24 protein-coding genes are annotated in these 22,631 nt (G+C 72.2%); 11 read left to right on the top strand and 13 right to left on the bottom strand.

Annotation, left to right across the window (positions count from 1 at the left end; genetic code table 11):
• Positions 1 to 51 precede the first annotated feature (51 nt).
• The 3 genes from QFW96_RS00560 (at position 52) to QFW96_RS00570 (ending at position 3,657) form a co-directional block, all read left to right on the top strand.
• Positions 52 to 1,164: an acyltransferase family protein gene (locus QFW96_RS00560; RefSeq protein ID WP_281453463.1), complete on the top strand. Its 1,113-nt coding sequence runs from the start codon at positions 52 to 54 to the stop codon at positions 1,162 to 1,164.
• 7 nt (positions 1,165 to 1,171) lie between these two features.
• Positions 1,172 to 2,194: an LLM class flavin-dependent oxidoreductase gene (locus QFW96_RS00565; protein WP_281453464.1), complete on the top strand. Its 1,023-nt coding sequence runs from the start codon at positions 1,172 to 1,174 to the stop codon at positions 2,192 to 2,194.
• 173 nt (positions 2,195 to 2,367) lie between these two features.
• Entirely contained in the window at positions 2,368 to 3,657 is a 1,290-nt protein-coding gene (locus QFW96_RS00570) for an SLC13 family permease (RefSeq protein ID WP_281453465.1), read from the top strand.
• A 52-nt stretch (positions 3,658 to 3,709) separates the two neighbouring features.
• Here QFW96_RS00570 and QFW96_RS00575 read toward each other — a convergent pair whose 3' ends face one another.
• From QFW96_RS00575 to QFW96_RS00585, 3 genes are read right to left on the bottom strand one after another with little or no spacing between them, the layout of a single operon-like run.
• Complete coding sequence (locus QFW96_RS00575; RefSeq protein WP_281453466.1) at positions 3,710 to 4,918, bottom strand: metal-dependent hydrolase family protein; 1,209 nt, start codon at positions 4,916 to 4,918, stop codon at positions 3,710 to 3,712.
• Positions 4,915 to 5,373, bottom strand: a complete 459-nt coding sequence (locus QFW96_RS00580; protein ID WP_281453467.1) for a GAF domain-containing protein — start codon at positions 5,371 to 5,373, stop codon at positions 4,915 to 4,917. Before QFW96_RS00580 ends, QFW96_RS00575 begins: the two co-directional genes overlap by 4 nt.
• Positions 5,370 to 6,749 (bottom strand): MFS transporter, encoded by a 1,380-nt coding sequence (locus QFW96_RS00585; RefSeq protein WP_281453468.1) that lies wholly within the window; start codon positions 6,747 to 6,749, stop codon positions 5,370 to 5,372. The genes QFW96_RS00580 and QFW96_RS00585 overlap by 4 nt, the downstream gene beginning before the upstream one ends.
• Positions 6,750 to 6,874: 125 nt before the next feature.
• Here QFW96_RS00585 and QFW96_RS00590 point away from each other — a divergent pair, with 125 nt between their 5' ends.
• Positions 6,875 to 7,747, top strand: a complete 873-nt coding sequence (locus QFW96_RS00590) for a MurR/RpiR family transcriptional regulator (RefSeq protein WP_281453469.1) — start codon at positions 6,875 to 6,877, stop codon at positions 7,745 to 7,747.
• On the opposite strand, the gene QFW96_RS00595 is transcribed toward QFW96_RS00590, so the two are convergent.
• Positions 7,748 to 8,395 (bottom strand): maleylpyruvate isomerase N-terminal domain-containing protein, encoded by a 648-nt coding sequence (locus QFW96_RS00595; RefSeq protein WP_281453470.1) that lies wholly within the window; start codon positions 8,393 to 8,395, stop codon positions 7,748 to 7,750.
• A gap of 25 nt (positions 8,396 to 8,420) precedes the next feature.
• Complete coding sequence (locus tag QFW96_RS00600; protein ID WP_281453471.1) at positions 8,421 to 8,978, bottom strand: TetR/AcrR family transcriptional regulator C-terminal domain-containing protein; 558 nt, start codon at positions 8,976 to 8,978, stop codon at positions 8,421 to 8,423.
• Between the two features lie 91 nt (positions 8,979 to 9,069).
• On the opposite strand from QFW96_RS00600, the gene bioB reads away from it, so the two are divergent.
• From bioB to bioD, 4 genes are read left to right on the top strand one after another with little or no spacing between them, the layout of a single operon-like run.
• Positions 9,070 to 10,128: a biotin synthase BioB gene (bioB, locus tag QFW96_RS00605; protein WP_281453472.1), complete on the top strand. Its 1,059-nt coding sequence runs from the start codon at positions 9,070 to 9,072 to the stop codon at positions 10,126 to 10,128.
• On the top strand, positions 10,128 to 11,387 hold the full coding sequence (locus QFW96_RS00610) for an adenosylmethionine--8-amino-7-oxononanoate transaminase (RefSeq protein ID WP_281453473.1): 1,260 nt from the start codon (positions 10,128 to 10,130) through the stop codon (positions 11,385 to 11,387). The genes bioB and QFW96_RS00610 overlap by 1 nt, the downstream gene beginning before the upstream one ends.
• Positions 11,384 to 12,514, top strand: coding sequence for an 8-amino-7-oxononanoate synthase (locus QFW96_RS00615; protein WP_281453474.1), 1,131 nt, complete (start codon positions 11,384 to 11,386; stop codon positions 12,512 to 12,514). Before QFW96_RS00610 ends, QFW96_RS00615 begins: the two co-directional genes overlap by 4 nt.
• Positions 12,511 to 13,167: a dethiobiotin synthase gene (gene bioD / locus QFW96_RS00620; protein WP_281453475.1), complete on the top strand. Its 657-nt coding sequence runs from the start codon at positions 12,511 to 12,513 to the stop codon at positions 13,165 to 13,167. The genes QFW96_RS00615 and bioD overlap by 4 nt, the downstream gene beginning before the upstream one ends.
• Positions 13,168 to 13,206: 39 nt before the next feature.
• On the opposite strand, the gene QFW96_RS00625 is transcribed toward bioD, so the two are convergent.
• Both QFW96_RS00625 and QFW96_RS00630 read right to left on the bottom strand, forming a co-directional pair.
• The gene (locus tag QFW96_RS00625; protein ID WP_281453476.1) at positions 13,207 to 13,854 is read right to left on the bottom strand and encodes a response regulator; all 648 of its coding nucleotides are present in this window, start codon (positions 13,852 to 13,854) and stop codon (positions 13,207 to 13,209) included.
• Positions 13,855 to 13,870: 16 nt separating this feature from the next.
• Entirely contained in the window at positions 13,871 to 15,046 is a 1,176-nt protein-coding gene (locus tag QFW96_RS00630) for a sensor histidine kinase (protein ID WP_281453477.1), read from the bottom strand.
• Positions 15,047 to 15,160: 114 nt separating this feature from the next.
• Between QFW96_RS00630 and QFW96_RS00635 the strand changes: the two genes are divergently transcribed.
• Both QFW96_RS00635 and QFW96_RS00640 read left to right on the top strand, forming a co-directional pair.
• A complete protein-coding gene (locus tag QFW96_RS00635) occupies positions 15,161 to 16,585 on the top strand; it encodes a cytochrome P450 (RefSeq protein ID WP_281453478.1) in 1,425 nt (474 codons plus the stop codon).
• A gap of 94 nt (positions 16,586 to 16,679) precedes the next feature.
• Positions 16,680 to 16,847 carry a hypothetical protein gene (locus tag QFW96_RS00640; protein ID WP_281453479.1) on the top strand — a complete coding sequence of 56 codons (168 nt, stop codon included), beginning with the start codon at positions 16,680 to 16,682 and terminating at the stop codon, positions 16,845 to 16,847.
• 69 nt (positions 16,848 to 16,916) lie between these two features.
• Here QFW96_RS00640 and QFW96_RS00645 read toward each other — a convergent pair whose 3' ends face one another.
• From QFW96_RS00645 to QFW96_RS00670, 6 genes are all read right to left on the bottom strand, one after another.
• Positions 16,917 to 17,339, bottom strand: a complete 423-nt coding sequence (locus tag QFW96_RS00645; protein ID WP_281453480.1) for an acyl-CoA thioesterase — start codon at positions 17,337 to 17,339, stop codon at positions 16,917 to 16,919.
• Between the two features lie 95 nt (positions 17,340 to 17,434).
• A complete protein-coding gene (locus QFW96_RS00650) occupies positions 17,435 to 18,211 on the bottom strand; it encodes a putative hydro-lyase (RefSeq protein WP_281453481.1) in 777 nt (258 codons plus the stop codon).
• 18 nt (positions 18,212 to 18,229) lie between these two features.
• Positions 18,230 to 19,081 (bottom strand): 5-oxoprolinase subunit C family protein, encoded by an 852-nt coding sequence (locus tag QFW96_RS00655; protein WP_281453482.1) that lies wholly within the window; start codon positions 19,079 to 19,081, stop codon positions 18,230 to 18,232.
• Positions 19,078 to 19,689, bottom strand: a complete 612-nt coding sequence (gene pxpB, locus QFW96_RS00660; protein WP_281453483.1) for a 5-oxoprolinase subunit PxpB — start codon at positions 19,687 to 19,689, stop codon at positions 19,078 to 19,080. The genes QFW96_RS00655 and pxpB overlap by 4 nt, the downstream gene beginning before the upstream one ends.
• A complete protein-coding gene (locus tag QFW96_RS00665) occupies positions 19,689 to 20,465 on the bottom strand; it encodes a LamB/YcsF family protein (protein WP_281454006.1) in 777 nt (258 codons plus the stop codon). Before QFW96_RS00665 ends, pxpB begins: the two co-directional genes overlap by 1 nt.
• Before the next feature lie 105 nt (positions 20,466 to 20,570).
• Positions 20,571 to 21,791 carry an NRAMP family divalent metal transporter gene (locus QFW96_RS00670; RefSeq protein WP_281453484.1) on the bottom strand — a complete coding sequence of 407 codons (1,221 nt, stop codon included), beginning with the start codon at positions 21,789 to 21,791 and terminating at the stop codon, positions 20,571 to 20,573.
• Positions 21,792 to 21,918: 127 nt separating this feature from the next.
• Between QFW96_RS00670 and QFW96_RS00675 the strand changes: the two genes are divergently transcribed.
• Entirely contained in the window at positions 21,919 to 22,611 is a 693-nt protein-coding gene (locus tag QFW96_RS00675) for a GntR family transcriptional regulator (protein ID WP_281453485.1), read from the top strand.
• Positions 22,612 to 22,631 lie beyond the last annotated feature (20 nt).

The following is a 22,631-nucleotide window of genomic DNA, read 5'->3' on the forward strand; positions in this document are numbered from 1 at the left end:
TGCGTGGGTGAGGCTGGGCCCGGTAACTGCGGCAGAGGAAGAGCAACAAGCGTGACAACAGCCGGATCCGGCGGGTCCAAGAGCAGCCGGAAGATCAGCTGGGATCTGGTTCGGGCCGGCTGCGTGATGCTGGTGATGCTGTACCACTCCACCAGCCTGAGCGTCTTCCTCCACCCCGAGCTGGAACCGCGCGCCTTCGAGTTCCCCTACCAGGTCGGCGCCAGCATGCTGCTGGTCGTCTCCGCCTACTTCGCCTGCGTGACGATCGGCCGCGGCACGATGCTGCGCTACTGGTGGGGCCGGATCGCCCGGCTGCTGCCCTCGTTCCTGGCGGCGGTGGTGATCAGCTACTTCGTCCTGCGGGCGTTCCCGATCGAGGGCTGGTTCTTCCCGCTGCCCGAGGACCTGCGGGCGAACCTGCTGATGCTGTGGCACTGGAAACCGCAGTACTACCCGTTCATCGACGGCTCGCACTGGACGGTTCCGCTGCAGCTGATGGGCTTCACCGCCGCAGCGCTGCTCTACAAGAGCAGCTGGGGCCACGGCAGGCGAATGCTGATCATCATGTGGGTCGCGGTGGTCCTGCCGCTGCTGCAGTGGCCGATCCGCATCAACGACCCGGTCGAGAGCTACCGAGTGGTGGTCGACGGCATCGGCATGCACCGCTGGCACCTCTTCGTCGCCGGTGTGGCGATCTGGATGTGGTCGGTCAAGCGCCTGAGCACACCGCACTTCGCGACCCTGCTGGGGCTGTGCATGGTGGCCCAGGAGGTGCACAACTACACGCGCACCCCCGAGGGGCTGCTCGCCGACACCGGGTCCTCGGTCGCCGTCGCCATCGGCATGTGCCTGATCGCGCTGGTCGCGCGCTCCCCGGACATGCCGATGCCGCCGCTGGCGCGCCGCGCGGTGAGCTGGTTCGCCGGCATCTCGTACGGCACGTTCCTGATGCACCAGGCGATCGGCTACATCGTGCTGCGCAAGCTGCAGGACGTGGGCGTGGACACCGTCACGCAGACGGTGGCGATGCTGGCCACCGGCACCCTGCTGGGCTGGGTGCTCACCCGTGCGGTGGAGACGCCCGCGCACAAGCTGCTGATGCGGCCCTTCACCCAGCGCGGTCCGGCTCACACCCGGGAAACAAATCCCAGCGGCCGGCGTTGAACCCACTGTGAAAAAGATCGGGTTCCTGTCCTTCGGGCACTGGTCGGACTCGCCGCACTCGCAGACGCGGACGGCCTCCGACGCCCTGCACCAGGCCATCGACCTGTCGGTGGCCGCCGAAGAGCTCGGCGCCGACGGCGCCTACTTCCGCGTGCACCACTTCGCGCGGCAGTACGGCTCGCCGTTCCCGCTGCTGGCGGCGATCGGGGCGCGGACCAGCCGGATCGAGATCGGCACCGGCGTGATCGACATGCGCTACGAGAACCCGCTCTACATGGCCGAGGACGCGGGGTCGGCGGACCTCATCTCCGACGGCAGGCTGCAGCTGGGGATCAGCCGGGGATCGCCGGAGCAGGTCGTCGACGGCTGGCGCTACTTCGGCTACCAGCCCCCGGAGGGCCAGTCCGACGCCGACATGGCGCGCACCCACACCGAGGTGCTCATGGAGGTCCTCAAGGGAGGCGGGTTCGCCCAGCCCAACCCGCGGCCGATGTTCCCGAACCCGCCCGGTCTGCTGCGCGTCGAGCCGCACTCGCCGGGCCTGCGCGACCGCATCTGGTGGGGGTCTGGTTCCAACGCCACGGCGCGGTGGGCGGCCGAGCTCGGGATGAACCTGCAGAGCTCGACCCTCAAGGACGACGAGAGCGGTGAGCCGCTGCACGTCCAGCAGCGCAAGCAGATCGAGGCATACCGGGAGGCCTGGCGGGCCGAGGGGCACGCGCGCGAGCCGCGCGTGTCGGTCAGCCGCAGCATCTTCGCCATCGTCAACGACCTCGACGACATGTACTTCGGGGACGAGGGCAACACCGAGGACAAGATCGGCAACATCGACGCCCACACCCGGGCCGTCTTCGGCCGGTCCTACGCGGCCGAGCCGGACGTCCTGGTCAAGCAGCTGGCCGAGGACGAGGCGATCGCCGCGGCCGACACCCTGCTGCTCACCGTCCCCAACCAGCTGGGCGTGGACTACAACGCCCACGTCATCGACAGCATCCTCCGCCACGTGGCCCCGGAACTCGGCTGGCGCTGATCCGCCGAGCGCCCCGGCCTCGCGGCCGGTGAGCCGGAACTGGCTGAGCCAGTCGACCAGTTCGGTATTGACTTCGCCGCGCGATTCACGGAAAGTGGCTGAGCCAGTGAGCCACTGTGCCGCGCGCCACACCCCCTCGTGGCGCGCGGGCCCGCGCAGGCAAGGAGGCAAAGGTGCCGCCCGAAGTCATCTCGATCCTGGTGCTGGTCGCCGCGTTCGTCATCGCCACCACGCTGTCGGTGAACATGGGCGTGCTGTGCTTCGCAGCCGCGTTCCTGGTCGCCACGGTGTTCGGCGGGCTGTCCGAAGACGACATCTTCGACGGCTTCCCCGGGGACCTGTTCGTGGTCCTGGTGGGCGTGACGTTCCTGTTCGCGATAGCCCGGGCCAACGGCACGACCGACTGGGTCGTGCAACGCGCGGTCCGCCTGGTCGGAGGCCGGATCGCCCTGATCCCGTGGGTGATGTTCGGCATCGGCGCCGTGCTCACCGCGATCGGCGCGGTCAGCCCGGCCGCGGTGGCGATCGTGGCGCCGATCGCGCTGAACCTCGCCGCCCGCTACAAGATCAACCCGCTGCTGATGGGCGCGATGGTCGTGCACGGCACGCAGGCCGGCGGGTTCTCCCCGATCAGCATCTACGGCAGCATCGTCAACGAGGTCGTGGCCAACAGCGGCCTTCCGGGCAGTCCGGTCGTGCTGTTCCTGGGCAGCTTCGCCGCCAACGCGGTGATCGCGGGCGTGGTGTTCGTGGTCTTCGGCGGGTTGCGGCTGCGCCGCGCCACCGAAGCCCGGCAGCTCATCGCGACCGGGTCGGGCGGCACCGGCGCGGACCTCTCCGACGACGACCGGGTCGAGCAGCTCAAGCTCAACCGGGACCGGCTGCTGACGCTGACCGGTCTGGGCGTCCTGGTGGTCACCACGCTCGGCTTCGGCCTCGACGTCGGTCTGATGGCGATGAGCATCGCGGTGGTGCTCAGCGTGCTCTCGCCGAAGATGGGCAAGGCCGCGCCGAGCGAGGTCGCCTGGCCGACCGTGCTGCTGATCTGCGGTGTGCTCACCTACGTCGGCGTGCTGGAGAAGATGGGCACGATCGACTACGTCGGTCATTCCGTGGCAGGCATCGGCGTTCCGCTGCTGGCGGCGCTGCTGCTGTGCTACATCGGCGCGATCGTGTCGGCGTTCGCCTCCTCGGTGGGCATCATGGGCGCCCTCATCCCGCTGGCGGTGCCGTTCCTGCAGACCGGCAGCGTCGGGCCGATCGGCATGATCACGGCGTTCGCGGTGGCGGCCACCGTGGTCGACGTGAGCCCCTTCTCCACCAACGGCGCGATCGTGCTGGCCAACGCCAAGGACGTCGACAAGGACGCCTTCTTCCGGCAACTGCTCGTCTACGGCGGGGTCATCGTGGCGGCGGCGCCGCTGGTGCTCTGGATCCTGCTGGTGCTGCCCAACTTCGGGTGAGCGCAGCGCAACGGGGTGCGTCGCTCGACGGCGACGCACCCCGTTCGCGACCTCAGACCAGGTCGCCGTCCTGGACGACGTGGCGGATGCGCTTCGGGTCGGCCAGCGCGGAGATGTCGCCGAGCGGGTCGCCGTCGCAGACCACGAGGTCGGCGCGCGCTCCCTCCCGGAGGGTGCCGATCTCGCCGCTCATGCCGAGCAGTTCGGCGGCGGTGCTGGTCGCCGAGCGGATCACCTCCAGCGGTTCCTGGACCTCGCTGCGGATCCGGAACTCCTCGTTCTGGTGTCGGTGCATCCCGCCGAGCAGGTCGGTGCCGTAGACGATCTTCACGCCGCCCCGGTGGGCCGTCTCCAGCGCGGCGAGCCCGGCCCCGAGCACCTCGTCGACCTTGCGCCAGCTGTCCTCGGGCAGCCCGTACTCGCGTCCCTCGGACTTGAGCGCCCAGTAGGTCACCAGCGTCGGCACCAGGAACGCGTCGTGCTCGACGAACTCGGCCACGTTGGACTCGTCGATGAGGTTGCCGTGCTCGATGGAGCGGATGCCGGCGCGCAGCGACCGGCTGACCGAGCGGGCCGTGTAGGCGTGCGCGGCCACGTAGCGGTTGGCGGCCTCGGCTTCCTGCACGATGGCCTGCAGTTCGTCCATCGAGTACTGGGTGGAGTCGATCCGGTCGGTCGGCGAGGCCACCCCTCCCCCGGCCATCACCTTGATGTGGTGGGCGCCCTTGCGGAGCTCGTCGCGGGCGGCGGCGCGCACCGCGTCGACGCCGTCGGCGATGCGTCCGAGCCCGGCGCAGCACTGGTGCCCGTCGTGCAGGCGGGTGCCGCGCGGGCGGCTGTCGCCGTGCCCCCCGGTCTGGCTCAACGCCTTGCCGCAGAAGGCGAGTCGCGGCCCGCGGAGGAGCCCTTCGGCCTGGGCGTCGGCGAGCCCGAAGTCGGCACCGGAGGCGTCGCGCACCGTGGTGAACCCGCGGTCGAGCATCCCGCTCATGATCCGCGCGGAGTGCGCCGTCGCGTAGGACGGCGACCAGGTGGTGAGCGCCCCGAGGTCGGCGGTGGCGGCGGTGACGTGCACGTGGGCGTCGATCAGGCCGGGCAGCACGGTGGCCCCGCCGAGCTCGACGACGCGCGCGCCGTCCGGCGCCTGGAGACCGGGGCCCGTCTCGACGATGCGGCCGTCGGCGCACAGCACGTCGCCTTCGGCGTACTCACCGGTCTCGACGTCGAGCAGCGCGCCGGAGCGCAGCAGCAGGATGGTCACGGGGTCGATTCCTCCTCGGGTTCGTCGATGCGCTGCACGAGTTCGCTCAGCACGGGCACGGCCAGCGAAGCGAGCTCCTCCACGCGCGGCACCTGGGACCGCTGGTAGGCGCCGGGCGCGTCGAGCAGGTTGAGCACGCCGAGCGCGCCGGACGGCCCCACCACCGGGGCGTTGATCACCGAGCCGCAGCCGAGTTCGGCGATGAGCCGGTGGTCGGCGAAGACCTCCCGCACCGAGGCCTCGTCCGGGCCGAAGTAGGGCTCTCGCGCGACGATGCAGCGCTCCAGCCAGTCGGCGGCGACCTCGACGCTCTTCTCGCCACCGACCGGGTACTGCTCGGGGTGGCTGCTGTGCGCGCGGTGCAGCACGCGGCGACCGGGCAGCCAGGCCAGCACCGTGAACAACCGGACCCCGACGTCCCGCCGGACGCGTTCTTCCACTTCGGACAGCCTCATCGGGTCACCGCCTCCGCTCCGCCGGTCTCGGTGAGGTCTTCCAGCGACCGGCCCGCGGTGGAGAGCCCGAACAGCAGGGTGCACACCACGCCGACCGCGAGCACGGCGGTGGTCAGGCCGAACACGCCCGCGAAGCCCAGCGAGGCGGCGGACAGGCCGATCACCGAGGGCGCGATGATGCTGCCGACCCGCCCGAACGCGCTGGACAGCCCCGTTCCCGAGGCCCGGATCCAGGTCGGGAAGACCTCCGGGGTGTAGGAGTAGACGGCCGCGTAGGTGCCGTTGAGGAAGAACGACAGCACCGCCGCCGAGGTCGTGATCAGCACCGGATCGGTCATCTGGCTCATCCAGAACGCGCTGGCGGCGGCTCCGGCGAGGTAGAGCGCGATGGTGTTCTTGCGGTCCAGGTACTCGCCGAGCCACGCCGCCGAGAAGTACCCGGGCACCTGCGCCAAGTAGATGATGATCGAGAACTCGAAGCTCTTGGTGACCGTGATGCCCTGCTGCACCAGCAACGTCGGGATCCAGGTGAAGAACCCGTAGTAGGAGAAGGTGATCACGAACCAGATCAGCCAGGTGATCGCGGTGCGCCGCGCCATCGAGCCGCTCCACAGGTACTTCAGCGCGGACAGCAGCCCGATCTTGCGGGTCTCGGCCGGCTTCTCGACTACCGCCTCCGGGATCGGCGGCAGCTCGGCGCGGGTGGCGGCCCGGACCTTCGCCTCCAGGCCGACCACGATCTCCTCGGCTTCGGCCGCGCGTCCGTTGGCCAGCAGGTAGCGGGGTGATTCGGGCAGCGAGCGGCGCCACCACAGCAGCAGCACGATCGGCAGCGCGGTGATCACCTGAGCCCAGCGCCAGCCCTCGGGCACCGGTTGCACGACGAAGCGGCCGAGCAGCGCGGCGGCCACGAAGCCGAAGGAGAAGAACCCGGCCAGGGCACCGACGAACCAGCCGCGTCGGGCGGCGGGCACGAACTCGGACAGGAAGGGCGCGATGATCGCGCTCTCGGCCCCGGCGCCGAACCCGGCGAGCACGCGGGCGCCGAGGAAGATCTCGTAGTTCGGCGAGAGCGCCCCGACCACTGAGAACAGGGCGTAGACCGCCAGGGCCCACATCATGACCTTCTTGCGACCGATGCGGTCGCCGAGCAGTCCGGCGCAGGTGGCGCCGAACAGGAAGCCGAAGGGCGTCGCGGAGCCGATCAGGCCGAGCTGCGCGTTGGTCAGCCCCCATTCGTCCTGGACGCTCGGCAGCAGGAAGGCCACGACGGCCGAGTCCATCCCGTCGAAGGTGTAGCCGAGGCCGCCGAGCAACAGCAGCAGGTAGTGCGGCCGGCTCAGCGGGAGCCGGTCGAGTCGGGCCAGCAGGGACACGGGGTGCCTCCAATGTGTCGCAGCACCGAGCGAAAGTGGACAGCAACATATAGTGCAGTTATTGCAAACTGCAATACCTGTTGCGTTGTGAGCTCGTTAAGCTGTGCGCGACGAGAGGAGCCCCAGTGACCGACGGCGAGCCCGACGGGTTCGAGGCGTGGCTGCGCGGGCGCGTGCCCGAGCGCGGGTTGCGCAGCAAGGGCTCGTCCGTGCTGCAGGTGCTGCTCACCCAGCCGCGACGGGTCTCGTACAGCTCCGCCGCCGAGGCCGCCGAGCTGGCCGGTGTCAACGTCGCCACGGTCAGCCGGACCGCGCAGGCGCTGGGCTTCACCGGCTGGTCCGACCTGCAGCAGGAGTTGCGGGCCCGCTACCTGTCCTCGCTGAGCGCACCGGACGTGGCCGCCGCGCAGCGGACCGAGGGCGAGCTCGGCGGAGCGTCGCTGCGCCGGGACCTGGAATCGCTGGCGGTGCTCAACCGCCGCCTCGACGAGCAGCTGCTGCGCACCGTCGCCGAGGCGATCGCGCAGGCGCGGCGCACCCTGATCGTGGCCAACGGCAGCTACGTCTCGGTCGGGACGGCGCTCGGGCACAACGTCCAGCTGGCGGGCTACGCCGCGACCGTCGTGCACGACGACGCCGAGCTGGCCAACGCGGTGTCGCGGATCGAACCGGGCGACGTGGTGATCGCGATCAGCTTCTGGCGGCTCTACCAGAGCACGGTGACCGCGGCCGAGGAGGCGCACGACCGGGGCGCGCGGGTCTTCGCGCTCACCGACGCGGCCAGCCCCGCCCTGGCTGCGGCGGCCGAGCAGGTGGTGCTGATCCCGGCTGAGGGCGTGGCGTTCTTCCCCTCGCTGGCACCGGGTTTGGCGGTGGCGCAGGCGATCGCGGCGCAGCTGTCCACGGTGGACCCGGACCGCACCCGCCGCTCCATCGAGGCCGCCGAGGCGCAGTGGTCGCGCTTCCACCTGCTGCACCGAACGCCGCGGCGCGACTGATCACCCGAGCACGAGGGGCACACCGCCCGGCAGTCCGTCCAGTTCGGACTCGGACGGTGCGCGCCTGCCGGTGCCCACCAGCAGGGCGTCGGCGTCCGAGAACTCCGCGGGGAACGGGGTTCCGGCGATCCGGTCGAGCATGTCCCGGGACGCGGCGAGGGTCTCGGCGGGCGGGCCCGGGACGTGCGGCAGGTGCGCGACCAGGTCGAGGTGGTGCAGCGTCCACTCCAGCACGTAGGCGTCGAGGTAGTCGGCGACGATGAGGACCTCGCCCTTGGTGCTGATGCGACCCCGCGGGTCGGCGAGCCGCGCGGCCCGGCCCGCGGCCGAGCCGACGTCGTCGAGGTGGAACTTCAGCAGCCGCGGTTCGTGGTAGGCGGCGGCGAGCCGGACCGTCAGCGCGTCGGCCGGGTCATCACCGCCGGGCTGGGCGGGCGCGAGATCCCAGTAGGTGACGGCGTTGCGGGTCGGCTCGGAGTCCGCCGGGGTGGCCAGCGCGATCAGGACGTCCTGCGCGTCGATGATCAGGTGGCACACCAGATCTCGCACCAGCCAGCCGCGGCACCCGGACGCCCGCAGCAGGTCGTCGTCGGCGAGGTCGGCGACGACCGCCCGCAGCGACGTCCAAGCCGTGGTGAACAGCTCCATCCCGCCACGGTAACCACTCCGGCTCTCAGGTGGCCGACACCCGGGCTCGCAACCCGTCGAGGAGCAGCTGCAGCCCCTGCTCGAAATCCGCCGCACCGCCCGGGTTCCGGTCGATCGCGCCGGCGCTGGCGGCCTGCATCGCGGTCTGCTCCTCGACGGTGTGGCCGAAGACCAGGTGCAGGATCGCGCGGGTGCCGATGTCGACCAGCTCGCCCGGCAGGCCGCCGTCGGCGAGCGCGGAGCGCAGCGCGGCGGCCGGTTCCCGAGCGCCGAGCCCGAAGGTGTGGGCGGTGACGACGACCTCGGCTCCGTCCCGGTAGGCGAGCATCGCGTCGCGCAGCTCGGCGCAGATCTCGATCACCCGCCGGTCCCAGCGCTCGGCGCTGCGCGGCCTGCTGCCCCGCTGCAGGATCTCGTCGGCCACGGCCGCGAGCAGCGATTGCTTGTTGGGGACGTGGTGGTAGAGCGCGCTGGGCTGGACGCCGAGCTCGGAGGCGAGCCGGCGCATGGTCAGCGATTCCAGCCCGTACTCGTCGAGCACCGCGACGGCTCGTTCCACGACGTCGCTGCGGTGGTAGCGCACTCGGAGACCTCCCGTTGACCGATCGACGCCCCCAGTCTAGCCTGAACGCCGTTCAGGTGAACACTGTTCAGGTCGACTTCGGGAGACACCCATGAGCTTCACCTTCGATCAGCTCGCCGACGCGGTCCTGGCCGGACGACCGGTCTCGACCGAGGACGCGCTGACCGTGCTGCGCGCCGACGACTCCGAGCTGATGTCCGTCGTGGCGGCGGCGAGCAGGCTGCGCAGGGCGCACTTCGGCAACACCGTGAAGGTCAACTACCTGGTGAACCTGAAGTCCGGGTTGTGCCCGGAGAACTGCAACTACTGCTCCCAGGCGCTGGGCTCCAACGCGCCGATCCTGAAGTACTCGTGGCTGTCGAAGGACGAGACGCTGCAGCAGGCCGGCGCCGGGCTCAAGGGCGGCGCGAGCCGGGTGTGCCTGGTCTCCTCCGGGCGCGGACCGTCCCACCGCGACATCGACAAGGTCACCGAGATGGTCGGCGCGCTCAAGTCCGAGCACCCCGACGTCGAGGTGTGCGCGTGCCTCGGACTGCTCTCCGACGGCCAGGCCGAGCGGCTCAAGGACGCCGGGGTGGACGCCTACAACCACAACATCAACACGGCCGAGAGCCACCACGACTCGATCGTCCAGACCCACACCTACGCCGACCGCGTCGACACCGTGGGCAAGGCCAGGACCGCGGGCCTGTCGCCCTGCTCGGGGCTCATCGCGGGACTCGGCGAGACCGACGAGCAGCTGGTCGAGGCGCTGTTCGCGCTGCGCGAGCTGGAGTCGGACTCGATCCCGGTGAACTTCCTGATGCCCTTCGACGGCACCCCGTTCGAGAACACCTGGGAGCTCTCCCCCGCCCGCTGCGTGAAGATCCTGGCGATGGCCCGGTTCGTCTGCCCGGACCGGGAGGTCCGCATCGCAGGGGGTCGCGAGATGCACCTGCGCTCGCTGCAGCCGGTGGCGCTGCAGGTCGCCAACTCGCTGTTCCTCGGCGACTACCTCACCTCCGAGGGCCAGGAGGCCGAGGCCGACCTGGCCATGATCCGCGACAGCGGTTTCGTGGTGCTGGGCTCGGAGGAGGAGATCGCGCAGCGGCCGGTCGATCCGGCGATCCGCCGTCGCGGCGCGGGCACCGACGTCCTGCCCAACGCCTGATGGAGGCCCCCGCGCTGCTGGCCTACGACCGCGAGCACCTGTGGCACCCCTACACCTCGATGCTCGACCCCGCCCCGACCCGGCTCGTCACCGGCGCGTCGGGCAGCCGGATCGAGATCGACGGCGTCGGTGAGGTCGTCGACGGGATGGCCTCGTGGTGGTCGGCGATCCACGGCTACCGGCACCCCGCGCTCGACGAGGCGCTGCGGTGCCAGGCCGAGCGGTTCTCGCACGTGATGTTCGGCGGTCTCACCCACGAACCGGCGGTCGAGCTGGCGCGGCGCCTGGTCGAGATCACCCCCGACGGGCTCGACCGGGTGTTCCTGGCCGACTCCGGTTCGGTGAGCGTCGAGGTCGCGATGAAGATGGCGCTGCAGCACCAGCGCGGTCGCGGACGCCCCGAGCGCACCCGGTTCCTCACCGTCCGCGGCGGCTACCACGGCGACACCTTCGACTGCATGAGCGTGTGCGACCCCGACGGCGGCATGCACTCGATGTGGTCGGCGCTGCTGCCCGAGCAGGTCTTCGGCGAGCGGCCACCGGCGGTCGGCGAGGACGTGACCGCGTGGGCCGAGGGCTTCCGGGCGCTGGCAGCCGAGCACGCCCACCGGCTGGCCGGGCTCGTCGTGGAACCGCTGCTGCAGGGCGCGGGCGGGATGCGCCCCTACCCCGCCGAGTGCCTGCGGGTGTTCCGCGAGATCGCCGACGAGCACGGGCTGGTGCTGATCTTCGACGAGATCGCCACCGGGTTCGGCCGCACCGGCACGCTCTTCGCCGCGGAGGCCGGCGGGGTGAGCCCGGACGTGCTGTGCCTGGGCAAGGCGCTCACCGGCGGCTACCTGACGATGGCGGCGACGCTGTGCACCGGCGAGGTGGCGCGCGGGATCTCCGGCAGCGACTCCGGCGTGCTCATGCACGGTCCGACGTTCATGGGCAACCCGCTGGCCTGCGCGGTGGCCTCGGCGAGCCTGGACCTGCTGGCCACCGGCGGGTGGGAGCAGGACGTGCGGCGGATCAACACCGGACTGCAGGCGCTGCACGACGTCGACGCCGCCGAGGTGCGGGTCCTCGGCGCGGTCGGCGTCGTCCGCCTCGACCACCCGGTGGACGTCGCCCAGGCGACCGAGGCGGCGCTGGCCGAGGGCGCGTGGCTGCGCCCGTTCCGCGACCTGATCTACACGATGCCGCCGTACGTGTGCAGCGACGAGGACGTGGCGACGCTGTGCGCGGGCATCGCCGCCGCGGCGGAGGCGGGATGAGCTGGCAGCGGTGGCTGGCCGAGCAGCGGGAGGAGCGCGAGCGCGCGGGCCTGCGCCGCGCGCTGCGCCCGCGCGCGCTCGGCGAGGACGTCCTGGACCTGGCCGGCAACGATTACCTGGGCCTGAGCGCGCACCCCGAGGTGCGCGCGGCCGCGGCCGGGGCGGCCCGGTCCTGGGGCGCGGGATCGGGCGCGTCGCGGCTGGTCACGGGCACGACGACGCTGCACGGCGAGCTGGAGGCCGAGCTCGCCGACTTCACCGGGCGACCCGCCGCGCTGGTGTGCTCCACCGGCTACCACGCCAACCTCTCGGCGGTCACGGCGCTCGCCGACCGCGACGCGCTGATCGTCTCGGACGCGCACGTGCACGCCTCGCTGATCGACGCGGCCCGGTTGTCGCGCGCTGCGGTCGATGTGGTGCCGCACAACGACGTCGACGCGGTGCGGGCGGCGCTGGAGAAGGCCGACGGGCGACGGGCGATGGTGCTGACCGAGTCGGTGTACTCGGTTCTCGGCGACGCCGCACCGCTGCCGGAGCTGGCCGCGCTCTGCGCCGAGCGCGGCGCGCTGCTGCTGGTCGACGAGGCGCACGGGCTCGGTGTCGTCGGCGACGGGGGCCGGGGCCTGGTGGCCGGTCTGGGCGAGGCGCCGCAGGTGGTCATGACGGCGACGCTGTCGAAGTCGCTGGGCGCGATGGGCGGGGCGGTGCTGGGGTCGCCGGAGCTGGTGGAGCACCTGGTCAACCGGGCTCGGCCGTTCATCTTCGACACCGCGCTGGCGCCGGCGCCCACCGCCGGAGCGCTGGCGGCGCTGCGCCTGCTGCGGGACCGCCCGGACCTGCCGGAGCGGATCCACCACCGGGCCGCGCGGCTCGCCGAGCGGCTCGGCGTCACCCGGTCCGCGGGCGCGGTGCTGTCGGTGCCGATGTCCTCGCCGCAGCGGGCGCTGGCGGCGCAGGACGCCGCGCGCCAGGCCGGTGTGCGGGTGGGGTGCTTCCGGCCGCCGTCGGTGCCCGACGGGGTCTCCCGGCTGCGGATCACCACCCAGGCCGGTATCGCCGAGGACGCGTGGGACCGCGCGGTCGAGGTGCTCGCGGGAGTCGTCGAGCGGCATCGGAGGGCAGCATGATCGTCTTCGTCACCGGGACCGACACCGGCGTCGGCAAGACCGTGGCCACCGCCGCGCTCGCCGTCCACTTCGGACCGGACGTGGTGGTGGTCAAGCCGACCCAGACCGGCACCGACGAACCCGACGTCGAGGTCGTCCGCCGCCTGGCCGGATGCCGGGTCGCCCAGCTCGCGCACCTGCCCGACCCGCTCGCCCCGGACACCGCCGCCCGGCTGCGCGGCACCGCGGTCCCGGCGATCGGCGAGCACGCCGCGCACGTCCGCGCGCTCGCCCGCCGCCACCAGGTGGTGATCGTGGAAGGGGCGGGCGGAGCCCTGGTCCGCCTGGACACCACCGGGGGCACGCTGCCCGACCTGGCCGCCGAACTCGCCCTCGATCACGAGGTGCGCCTGCACGTCGTCACCCGGGTCGGCCTGGGAACGCTCAACCACACGGAGCTGACCGTCGAGGCCCTGCGCGGGCGCGGTCTGGAACCGGCGGGGCTCGTGCTCGGGTCGGTGCCCGAACACCCCGACCTGGCCGAAGGGTGCAACACCACCGAGCTCCCCCGCGTCACCGGCCTCCCGGTGCTCGCCGCGCTCCCCGAGCGCGCGGGATCGCTCCCGCCCGAGGAGTTCCGCGGCCGGGTCGCCTCCTGGTTCCGCTCCCGGTGATGCCCGAGCGCTGGGGCTGTTCGCCGCCCGCGCGCAGCGCTACCTCGGCGTGACGATGCGGTGGTCGAAGGCGTAGACGATGGCCGCGGCCCGGTCGCGCACGTCGAGCTTGACGAAGATGTGGCCGACGTGGCTCTTCACGGTCACCTCGGAGATGCCGAGCTCCGCGGCGATCTCGGCGTTCGAGAGGCCGCGGCCGAGGAGCACCAGCACGTCGTGCTCGCGGGAGGTGAGCTCCTCGACGGCGGTGGCCTCGGGTTCGGGCGCGCTGGTCCGGTAGGCGGTGAGCACGCGACCGGTGACGGCCGGGTCGAGGCAGGCCTCGCCCGCCGCCAGCGCGCGCACGGCGCGGATGACGTCCTCGGCGGGCGAGTCCTTGAGCAGGAAGCCGCTGGCCCCGGCGCGCAGCGCGCCGGAGAGCAGCTGGTCGTCGTCGAAGGTCGTCAGCACCAGCACCGGCGGCGGGTCCTCCGCCGCCTGCAACCGGCGGGTGGCCTCGATGCCGTCGACGTGCTTCATGCGCAGGTCCATGACCACGACGTCGGGACGGTCGGCGGCCACGGCGTCGTCGACCTCTGCCCCGTCCGCGCACTCGCCGACGACGGCGAACCCGTCCTTGCGGCGCAGGATCCGCCGCAGTCCCGAGCGGACCAGCTCCTGGTCGTCGACGAGCAACACCTTGATCATCGGGCCTCCGCGGGGATCATCGGGCATCCGGAGCGGGCGGGGCGTCGGGCGCGAAATCGGCGCGCACCACCCACCGGCCGTCCTCGGGACCTGCCGAGAGGTGCCCACCCAGGAGCTCGGCGCGCTGGCGCATCCCGGCGATTCCGTTGCCGGTCACGACCTCGGGGACCGCGCCCGCGAGGTCGTTGGACACCGTGAGCGCGGTGCCGGGACCGAGGACGAGGCGCACCTCGGTGCTGCCGCCGGGCGCGTGCTTGACGACGTTGGCCAGCGCCTCGCGGGCGATCCGGTAGAGCGCGAGACCCGTTGCGGCCGACACCGTTCCGGGATCGCCGCGGACGTCGCAGGTCACCGGGACCCCAGCGCGCACGACGTCGGAGACGAGCTCGTCGATGTCATCGATCCCGGGTTCCGGGCGGACCTTCGTCGGCTCGGAGTCCAGCAGCCCCACCGTGCGGCGGATGTCGGCGATGGCCTGGCGGCCGAGCCGCTCGGCGTCGGTGAGCGCGTCGACGGCCTCGTCGACGTCGCGGTCCTCCTGCAGCGCGCGGCGGGCGCCGGTGAGGTGCAGCAGCGTGATGCTCAGCGAGTGGGCGACGACGTCGTGCACCTCGCGGGCGATGCGGCGGCGCTCGTCGTCGGCGGCTTGCGCGGTCCGCTCGGCCTGCGACCGGCGCTCCTGCTCGAACAGCCGCAGCTGGGTCCGGATGATGTAACCGGTCGCCCAGCCGAGCGCGATGGTCACCAGCGAGAACGCCAGCCCGTAGCCGAGGTGGCCGAGCGCGGCGGCGGTGATGGGGACCAGCGCGGCCACCGCGGCGGTCGTCAGGCTCACCCGCGCCGAGGTGACGGCGGCGCACTCGGCGAGCATCACCACCAGGATCAGCGGCGCGAGGTCGTTCGCGACCGGGTGCACCAGCAGGATCGAGGTGCCCAGCATCGCGCAGACGGCCACCCCGAGGGGCCGCCCGCCGTCCGGGATGGGCCTTCCCGCCAGCAGGTGCACCACCGGCACGATCGCGAGCAGACCGCCGACCAGCGTCCAGTCGACGATCCCGGCGGCCAGCCGCTGCACCACCGCGACGGCCGAGACCACCACCAGGCACGCGTGCCCCGGCAGCACGACGGCCGGCGGGTAGCCGAACGGCAGCGCCGCCGCCCTGCCGTGCACGTAGCGGATCGCACTCCTCATCCCGGTCACCCTAGAACGCCGCGAGCAGCGGGTGGATCTCCTCCTCAGGTAGGAGGCGAAACCGGGCCCGCAGGACGATGTGCGCCCGGTCACCCGCCCGATAGCGTTGCGGGCATGACGACCTCGATCGCCCCGTCCGCAGCGCCGCACCGGGGACGTTGGTGGGAGGACGCGACGCCGTCCGCTTCCCGCGAGTGGGCGCCTTCGCCCGCCGGTCCGACCGACGATCCGGGCACGCCGCCACCGCTGCTCGGGACGGGACGGCTGCGCCAGACCCTGCGGTTCGCCCACGACCAGGGCGGGCTGCTGTTCGAGGGCGCCCGGCGGCACGGCGACATCTTCGGGGTCACCACGATGCTGGAGAAGCGGCCGCTGGCCATCACCGCGCACCCGGATCACGTGAAGTCGCTGTTCACCGCGGGACCGGCGCTGGCGCCGTCGACGGCGGGCCAGTCGATGCTGCGCCCGATCGTCGGCGATTCGGTGCTGACGGTGACCGGGGAACCGCACCGGCGCAAGCGCAAGCTGCTCATGCCGCCGTTCCACGGCAAGGCCATCGCCCGCTACCGCGAGCAGATCCAGGAGGCCACCGACCGGGAGATCGGCTCCTGGCGGGCCGGTTCGCGGATCCGGCTGGCCGACGCCGCCCAGAAGGTCACCCTCGACGTGATCATGTCCGGCGTGTTCGGCATCGACTACAGCTCCGGCGAGGCCGAGCAGCTGCTGCGCACGCGGCTGCGGCAGCTGCTGGGCCTGTCGGTCAGCCCGCTGGCCCGGGTCAGCGAGGCGCTGTCGATGCGCCGGTCCGAGCCCGTCGGCGTGCAGAAGTGGGGCCTGGCGCACCTCGACCGGGCGGTCATGGCGGTGATCGCCGAGCGTCGCGCCGCGCACGTGCCGGGCGAGCGGCACGACATCCTGTCGCTGCTGCTCGACACCCGCGACGACGAGGGCGAGCCGCTCAGCGACGGCGAGTTGCGCAACGAGCTGCTCACGCTGGTGCTCGCCGGGCACGAGACGACCGCGAACTCCATCGGCTGGGCCTTCGAGCGCCTGGTCCGCGCACCGGGCCCCTACGGCAGGCTGCGCGAAGCGGCGCGGGGCGAGGACGACGAGGACTACGTGGAGGCCACGATCCACGAGTCGATGCGGGTGCGGCCGGTGATCCCGATGCTGGGCAGGCGGGTCAAGGCCGACTGGCGCTTCGGTGACGCCGTGGTGCCTGCGGGCACGCGCGTGCTGATCGGGGTGCTGTCGCTGCACCACCGCGACGACCTCTACGCCGACCCGTTCACCTTCGACCCGGACCGGTTCGTCGGCGTGAAACCCGGCTCCAGCACGTGGATCCCGTTCGGCGGCGGCGACCGGCGGTGCCTGGGCGCGACGCTGGCGATGGAGGAGATGCGCATCCTCACCGCCGAGATCGCCCGCCGCACCGACCTGAAAGCCGTGTCGCAGGCGGCGGAACGCCCGGTGCACCGCAACGTCACGATGATCCCGGGACGGGGCGGCGCGGTCGAGATCACCTCGGTGCGACCGTGATCACTCCCGTGACCTGGCCTACTTCCGGCTAATTCCCGATCATCGCGATGCGATCACCCGTGTGGGGAGACACCTCGTTGACGGGAGCGGAGCGATGAGCACCGACACGAGAACGCGCATCATCCTGAGGAACCTGGCGCCGCTGCGGGAGCAGGCCGAGCCGTACGACGACTGGCGGCGGCTGGACCGCGAGGCCGCGGTCGCCGCCCACCGCATCCGGGACTTCGAGCTCCCCGGCCGGAGCAAGCGCGACGAGCGCTGACCGCGCCCGGGCCCAGCGGTCTCAGGTTTCAGTGGTCTCAGGCCCAGGGGCCTCAGGCGCTCCGGGAGCTCAGGCTCCCGGAGCGAGGATCTCGGCGTCGAAGCCGACGGCTCGCAGGGTGCCGAGCGGGTCGGCGACGAGCTTGCGGGCGTCGAGGTCCATGATGCCCAGCACGCAGGTGATGTCGGCGGAGATGGTGCCGTCGGCCTTGGTGATCACCGTGTCGAGGTGGAACGACTTGCCCGAGCCGAACTTGGCCTCGCAGGAGGCCTCGACGTGCTCGTTGGCGCGCAGCTCGCGCCGGAAGTTCACGGTGGTGCTCAGCAGCACCGGCGACAGCTTCTGCGCGACCAGCCCGTCCCAGTCGCACCCGGCCGCCTGGAACCCGGCAACCCGCGCCACCTCGCCGTACTGGTGGTACACCGCGTGGTTGACGTGGCCGAGCGCGTCGAGCTCGTAGCTGCGGACCTGAAGCGGAACACGAAAAGTCACGTCGCCACCGTAAGCAGCGGGTCCGGCACGCGCTCCGCAATCATGACCAGGATCGCAAGTGGCCCAGGCCTCATCAGGGCGCCTGGTGGTCCCCGTCAGGGCACCTGGTAGTCACTGTCGCGCGCGTCGGTGATGGCCATGTGGCCGGGGGCGTGACCGATCGCGAACGACGGCCTGGACTGCATCACCGCCGCCTGCGGGGTGACGCCGCAGGCCCAGAACACCGGGATCTCACCGGGCCGGACCTCCACCGCATCGCCGAAGTCGGGCGCGCCGAGGTCGGCGATCCCCAGCTGCTCCGGGGAGCCGATGTGCACCGGGGCGCCGTGCACCGCCGGGTAGCGGGAGGTCACGCGCACGGCCGTGGCGACCAGCTCCGCCGGGACCGGACGCATCGAGACCACCAGCGGGCCCGACAGCGCCCCGGCGGGGCGGCACTGCCGCGACGTCCGGTACATCGGCACGTTGCTGCCGGCCTCGATGTGGCGGACCGGCACGCCGGCCTCCAGGAGCGCGGCCTCGAAGGTGAAGCTGCACCCGACCAGGAAGCTCACCAGGTCGTCCCGCCACAGGTCGGTGACCTCGGTACGCTCCTCGACCAGCTCCCCGTCGCGGTAGACGGTGTAGGCGGGCAGGTCGGTGCGCAGGTCACCGGCGAACAGCGACGCGCCGGTCTCCCCCGGCTCGGTCACGTCCAGCACCGGGCACGACTTCGGGTTGCGCTGCGCGAACAGCAGGAAGTCGTAGGCGTGCTCGCGGGGCAGCGAGATCAGGTTGGCCTGGGTCCACCCGGCGCTGAAACCGGAGGTCGGCACCCGCAGTCCGCCCCGGAACGCCGCCCGGGCCTGCTCGGGTGAGAAGTCCTTCGACATCGCGCGCTCCTGACGTGCTCAGAGGAATCGGAAGTGGACGTGCTGGCCCGGGCGCGCCTGCGCGGCCTTGGCCACGTCGGCGGCCACCACCACGCCGATCACCGGGTAGCCGCCGGTCACGGGGTGGTCGGCCAGGAAGAGGGTCGGCGTGCCCAGCGGCGGCACCTGCAGCGCGCCGGTGACCATGCCCTCGCTGGGGAGCTCCTCGGTGCGGCTGCGCTCCAGCACCGGTCCGTCGAGCCGCATGCCGACCCGGTTGCTCTCGGAGGTGACCTCGTAGGGCGCGCTGACCAGCGTCGTCAGCGCCTCGGAGGTGAACCAGTCGTCGCGCGGACCGGGTCGCACCCGCAGCACGACGTGCTCCGGTGGATCGGCGACGGGCGCGAGGTCCACGACCGGGAACCGCTCCGGCGGCGCCCCGACCGGCAGCGCGGTGCCGGGGCTCAGCGGGTCGGGTCCGAGGCCCGAGAGCACGTCGGTGGACCGCGACCCCAGCACCGGGTCGACGTCGAGACCGCCGCGGACGGCGAGGTAGCTGCGCAGGCCGACGGCCGGAACGCCCAGCCGCAGCTCGGTTCCGCGCGGCACGCGCAGCACCGAGTTGGGCGCCGCACCACGACCGTCCACTGTGATCGGACAGGGCGCCCCGGTGAGCGCCACCGTCAGATCCCGGTGGGCGCGCAGGGCGAGTCCGCCGAAGGTGATCTCGATTCCCGCAGCGCCCTCGTCGTTGCCGACGAGCCGGTTGGCCAGCCGCAGCGAAACGGCGTCGGCGGCACCGGAGGTGCCCACGCCGATCCCGGCCAGTCCCGGCCTGCCGAGGTCTTGCACGGTGGCCAGCGGGCCGGTGGCCAGCACTTCCACACTCATCCGATCTCCCGGAACCGCACTCGCACGCCCGGTCGCAGCAGGGCCGGCGGGTCGCGGTCGATGTTCCAGATCTGCAGGTCGGTGCGGCCGATGAGCTGCCAGCCGCCGGGCGATTCGCGCGGGTAGATGCCGCTGAACGCCCCCGCCAGGCCGACGGCCCCGGCGGGCACAGCGGTGCGCGACTCGGTGCGCCGCGGCACCACCAGGTCCTCGGGCCCGCCGGTGAGGTAGCCGAAACCCGGTGCGAAGCCGCCGAAGGCGACCTTCCAGTCGGCTCCGGTGTGCCGGTCGACGACCTCGCGCTCGGTGAGCCCGGTCAGCCGCGCGACCTCGGCGAGGTCGGCCCCGTCGTAGACCACCGGCACTTCCAGCTCCTCGCCCTCGCCGCGCAACCCGTGGCGGGGCTCGGCCGCGCGCACCGCCTCCTCGATGGCGCGCAGGTCGGCGCGGCGCGGATCCAGTTGCAGCAGCAGCGTTCTCGCCGCCGGGACGAGGTCGATGACGCCCTCGGGCGGTTCCTCGGACAGCGCCGCGTAGAGGGCGTGCACCTGCTGCAGGTCGGCCAGCTCGATCAGCAGCCCGGAGTCGGCGCAGGGCAGGAACCGCATCACGGGCTCCCCGCTGCGGAGGCGCCCGCCGCGAAGGGTCGCAGCACGACCCCGGCGTCGGTGAGCCGGTCGCGCACGGCCCGGGCGATGGCGACCGCGCCCGGGCTGTCGCCGTGCACGCAGATCGAGTCGGCCCGCACCCGGATCTCGCTGCCGTCGACGGCGCGGATCGGTTCGCCGGCGGCCAGCGCCAGGCAACGCGCGGCGATCTCGTCGGGATCGTGCAGCACAGCACCGGTTTCGCGCCGCGACACCAGCGTCGCCTCGGGCGTGTAGGCGCGGTCGGCGAAGGCCTCGCGGTAGGTCGGCAGCCCCGCTCTCTCGGCCTGGTCGAGCCACTGGGACCCGGGCAGCCCCAGCACCGCCATCGCCGGGTCGTAGGCGCGGACCGCGTCGACGACGGCGGCGGCCTGCTCGGCGTGGTGCACGATGGCGTTGTAGAGCGCGCCGTGCGGTTTGACGTAGCGGACCTCGGTGCCCGCGACGCGGGCGAAGCCGGCCAGCGCGCCGATCTGGTAGATCACGTCGTCGGTCAGCTCGCGCCGCGGCACGTCGATGAACCGGCGGCCGAACCCGGCCAGGTCCCGGTAGCCGACCTGCGCGCCGACGGCCACCCCGCGCTCGGCGGCCAGCTCCACCGCCGAGCGGATCACCGTGGCGTCCCCGGCGTGGAAGCCGCAGGCCACGTTGGCGCTGGTCACCACGCCCAGCAGCGCCTCGTCGTCGCCGAGTTCCCAGTGGCCGAACCCTTCGGCCAGATCCGCGTTGAGGTCCACCGTCGTCACTCCCCCTCGCTCCTCATTCCCCGGCGTCATTCCCACAGCATCAATCCCACGGGGTCATCCCCACAGCGTGATTCCCACAGCGTGATTCCCACGGGGTCATTCCCACAGGGCAGCGATGCCGCTCAGGGAGTTGACGCCCAGGTACACGGTCACCAGCCAGGCGACCGCCCCGAGCACCAGCAGCCAGCGCGGGTAGCGGTAGCCGCCGAGCAGGTCGCCGCGCCGGGCCGCCACGAACATCAGCACGCCGAAGCCCACCGGCAGGATCAGCCCGTTGAGCGCACCCGCCAGCACCAGCAGTGTGGTGGGCGCCTGCTCCAGCAGCACGAAGACCAGGGCCGAAACGGCCACGAACGCCACGACGAGCCAGTTGCGGGCCTTCTCCAGCGAGCGGGAGAAGGTGACCAGGAACGACACCGACGTGTAGGCGGCGCCGACGACCGAGGTGATGCTGGCCGCCCAGAGGATCATGCCGAACAGCCGCAGCCCGACCTCCCCGGCCGCGTGCTGGAACGCCTCCGCCGTGGGGTTGCCGGAGCCGAGCGTCGCGCCACCGGCGACCACGCCGAGCACCGCGAGGAACAGCACGAGCCGCATCACGCCGGTGACCAGCAGCGACACCACGGAGCTGCGGCTGACGTCGACGATCTGGTCGGGCCCGGTGACCCCGGCGTCGACGAGCCGGTGGGCGCCCGCGTAGGTGATGTAGCCGCCGACGGTGCCGCCGATGAGGGTGGTGATGGCGAGGAAGTCGACCTGCTCGGGCCACACGGCCTGCACCACCGCCTGCCCGACGGGCGGCGCGGAGGAGAAGGCGACGAACGCGGTCAGCAGGATCATCACGACGCCGAGCACGACGACGATGCGGTCCATCGCCACGCCTGCGCGCCTGCTCAGGAAGATGCCGATGGCGATCACCGCGGACAGCGCGCCGCCGATCTTGGCGTCGAGGCCGAACAGCGCGTCCAGACCGAGCGAGGTGCCCGCGATGTTGCCGACGTTGAACACGAGACCACCGAAGACGACCAGCGCGGCCATCGCGTAGCCGAGACCGGGCAGGACCCTGTTGCCGAGGTCCTGGGCGCGCATGCCGGAGACGCCGATGACGCGCCAGACGTTCAGCTGCACGGCGATGTCGATCAGGATCGACACCAGGATCGCGAAGGCGAACGCGGCGCCGAGCTGGACGGTGAACTGGGTCGTCTGGGTGATGAAGCCGGGTCCGATGGCGCTGGTGGCCATGAGGAACACGGCGCCGAGCAGGGTGCTGCGTCTGCCCTTCGAACCGTTCTGCCGGGGTGTGCTCGTGTCGGTCATGGCACTCCGATCGCGGTTGCTGCGGTTCGGAACAAGATAGAGAATTGTTGAACAATCCCGCAATCCCTCAGGTGGAACTTTCCCGCTAAACTGTTGATCACCTGGACCGACTGCACTGGGAGCCGGAGTGACCGCGACCGACCCGTGGGCTGACCTGCTGGCGGCCGACCGGGCGCTGCTGGACCGCACCAGCACCGCCGAGCGGGTCGCCGACGTGCTGCGCCAGCGGATCATCGACGGCGCCCTCTCCCCCGGCACCCGGCTGTCGGAGGAGAGCGCGGGCAAGGCCCTGGCCGTCTCCCGCAACACGCTGCGCGAGGCGTTCCGGCTGCTGGTGCACGAACGCCTGCTGGTGCACGAGTTCCACCGCGGCGTGTTCGTCCGGGTCCTGTCCGCCGAGGACGTCATCGACCTCTACCGGATCCGCCGCCTGCTGGAGACCAGCGCGGTGCGGCGCGGCGAGAACCCGGACCTGGTCGCCGCGGTCGACCACGCGGTCGGTGACGGCGAGCGCGCGGCAGCCGAGGAGCGCTGGTGGGACGTGGGCACGGCCAACATGCGCTTCCACGAGGCGGTGGCGGCGCTCGCGGGCAGCCCCCGGGTCAACGAGACGATGCGCCAGCTGCTCGCCGAACTGCGCCTGGCCTTCCACGTGATGTCGCGACCCGAGGAGTTCCACCGCCCCTACCTCGGCTTCAACCGCGAGATCGCCGACCTGCTCACTGCGGGCGAGCGCGAGCGGGCGGCGGCCAAGCTCGACGCGTACTTCGACGCCGCCGAGGACCAGCTCGTCGCCGCCTACCGCGACCACCAGGGGTAGGGGCGACCCACCAGAGGCTG

Origin of the sequence: Saccharopolyspora ipomoeae, from assembly GCF_029952525.1 — a bacterium.
GTDB classification, from domain to species: Bacteria; Actinomycetota; Actinomycetes; order Mycobacteriales; family Pseudonocardiaceae; genus Saccharopolyspora; species Saccharopolyspora ipomoeae.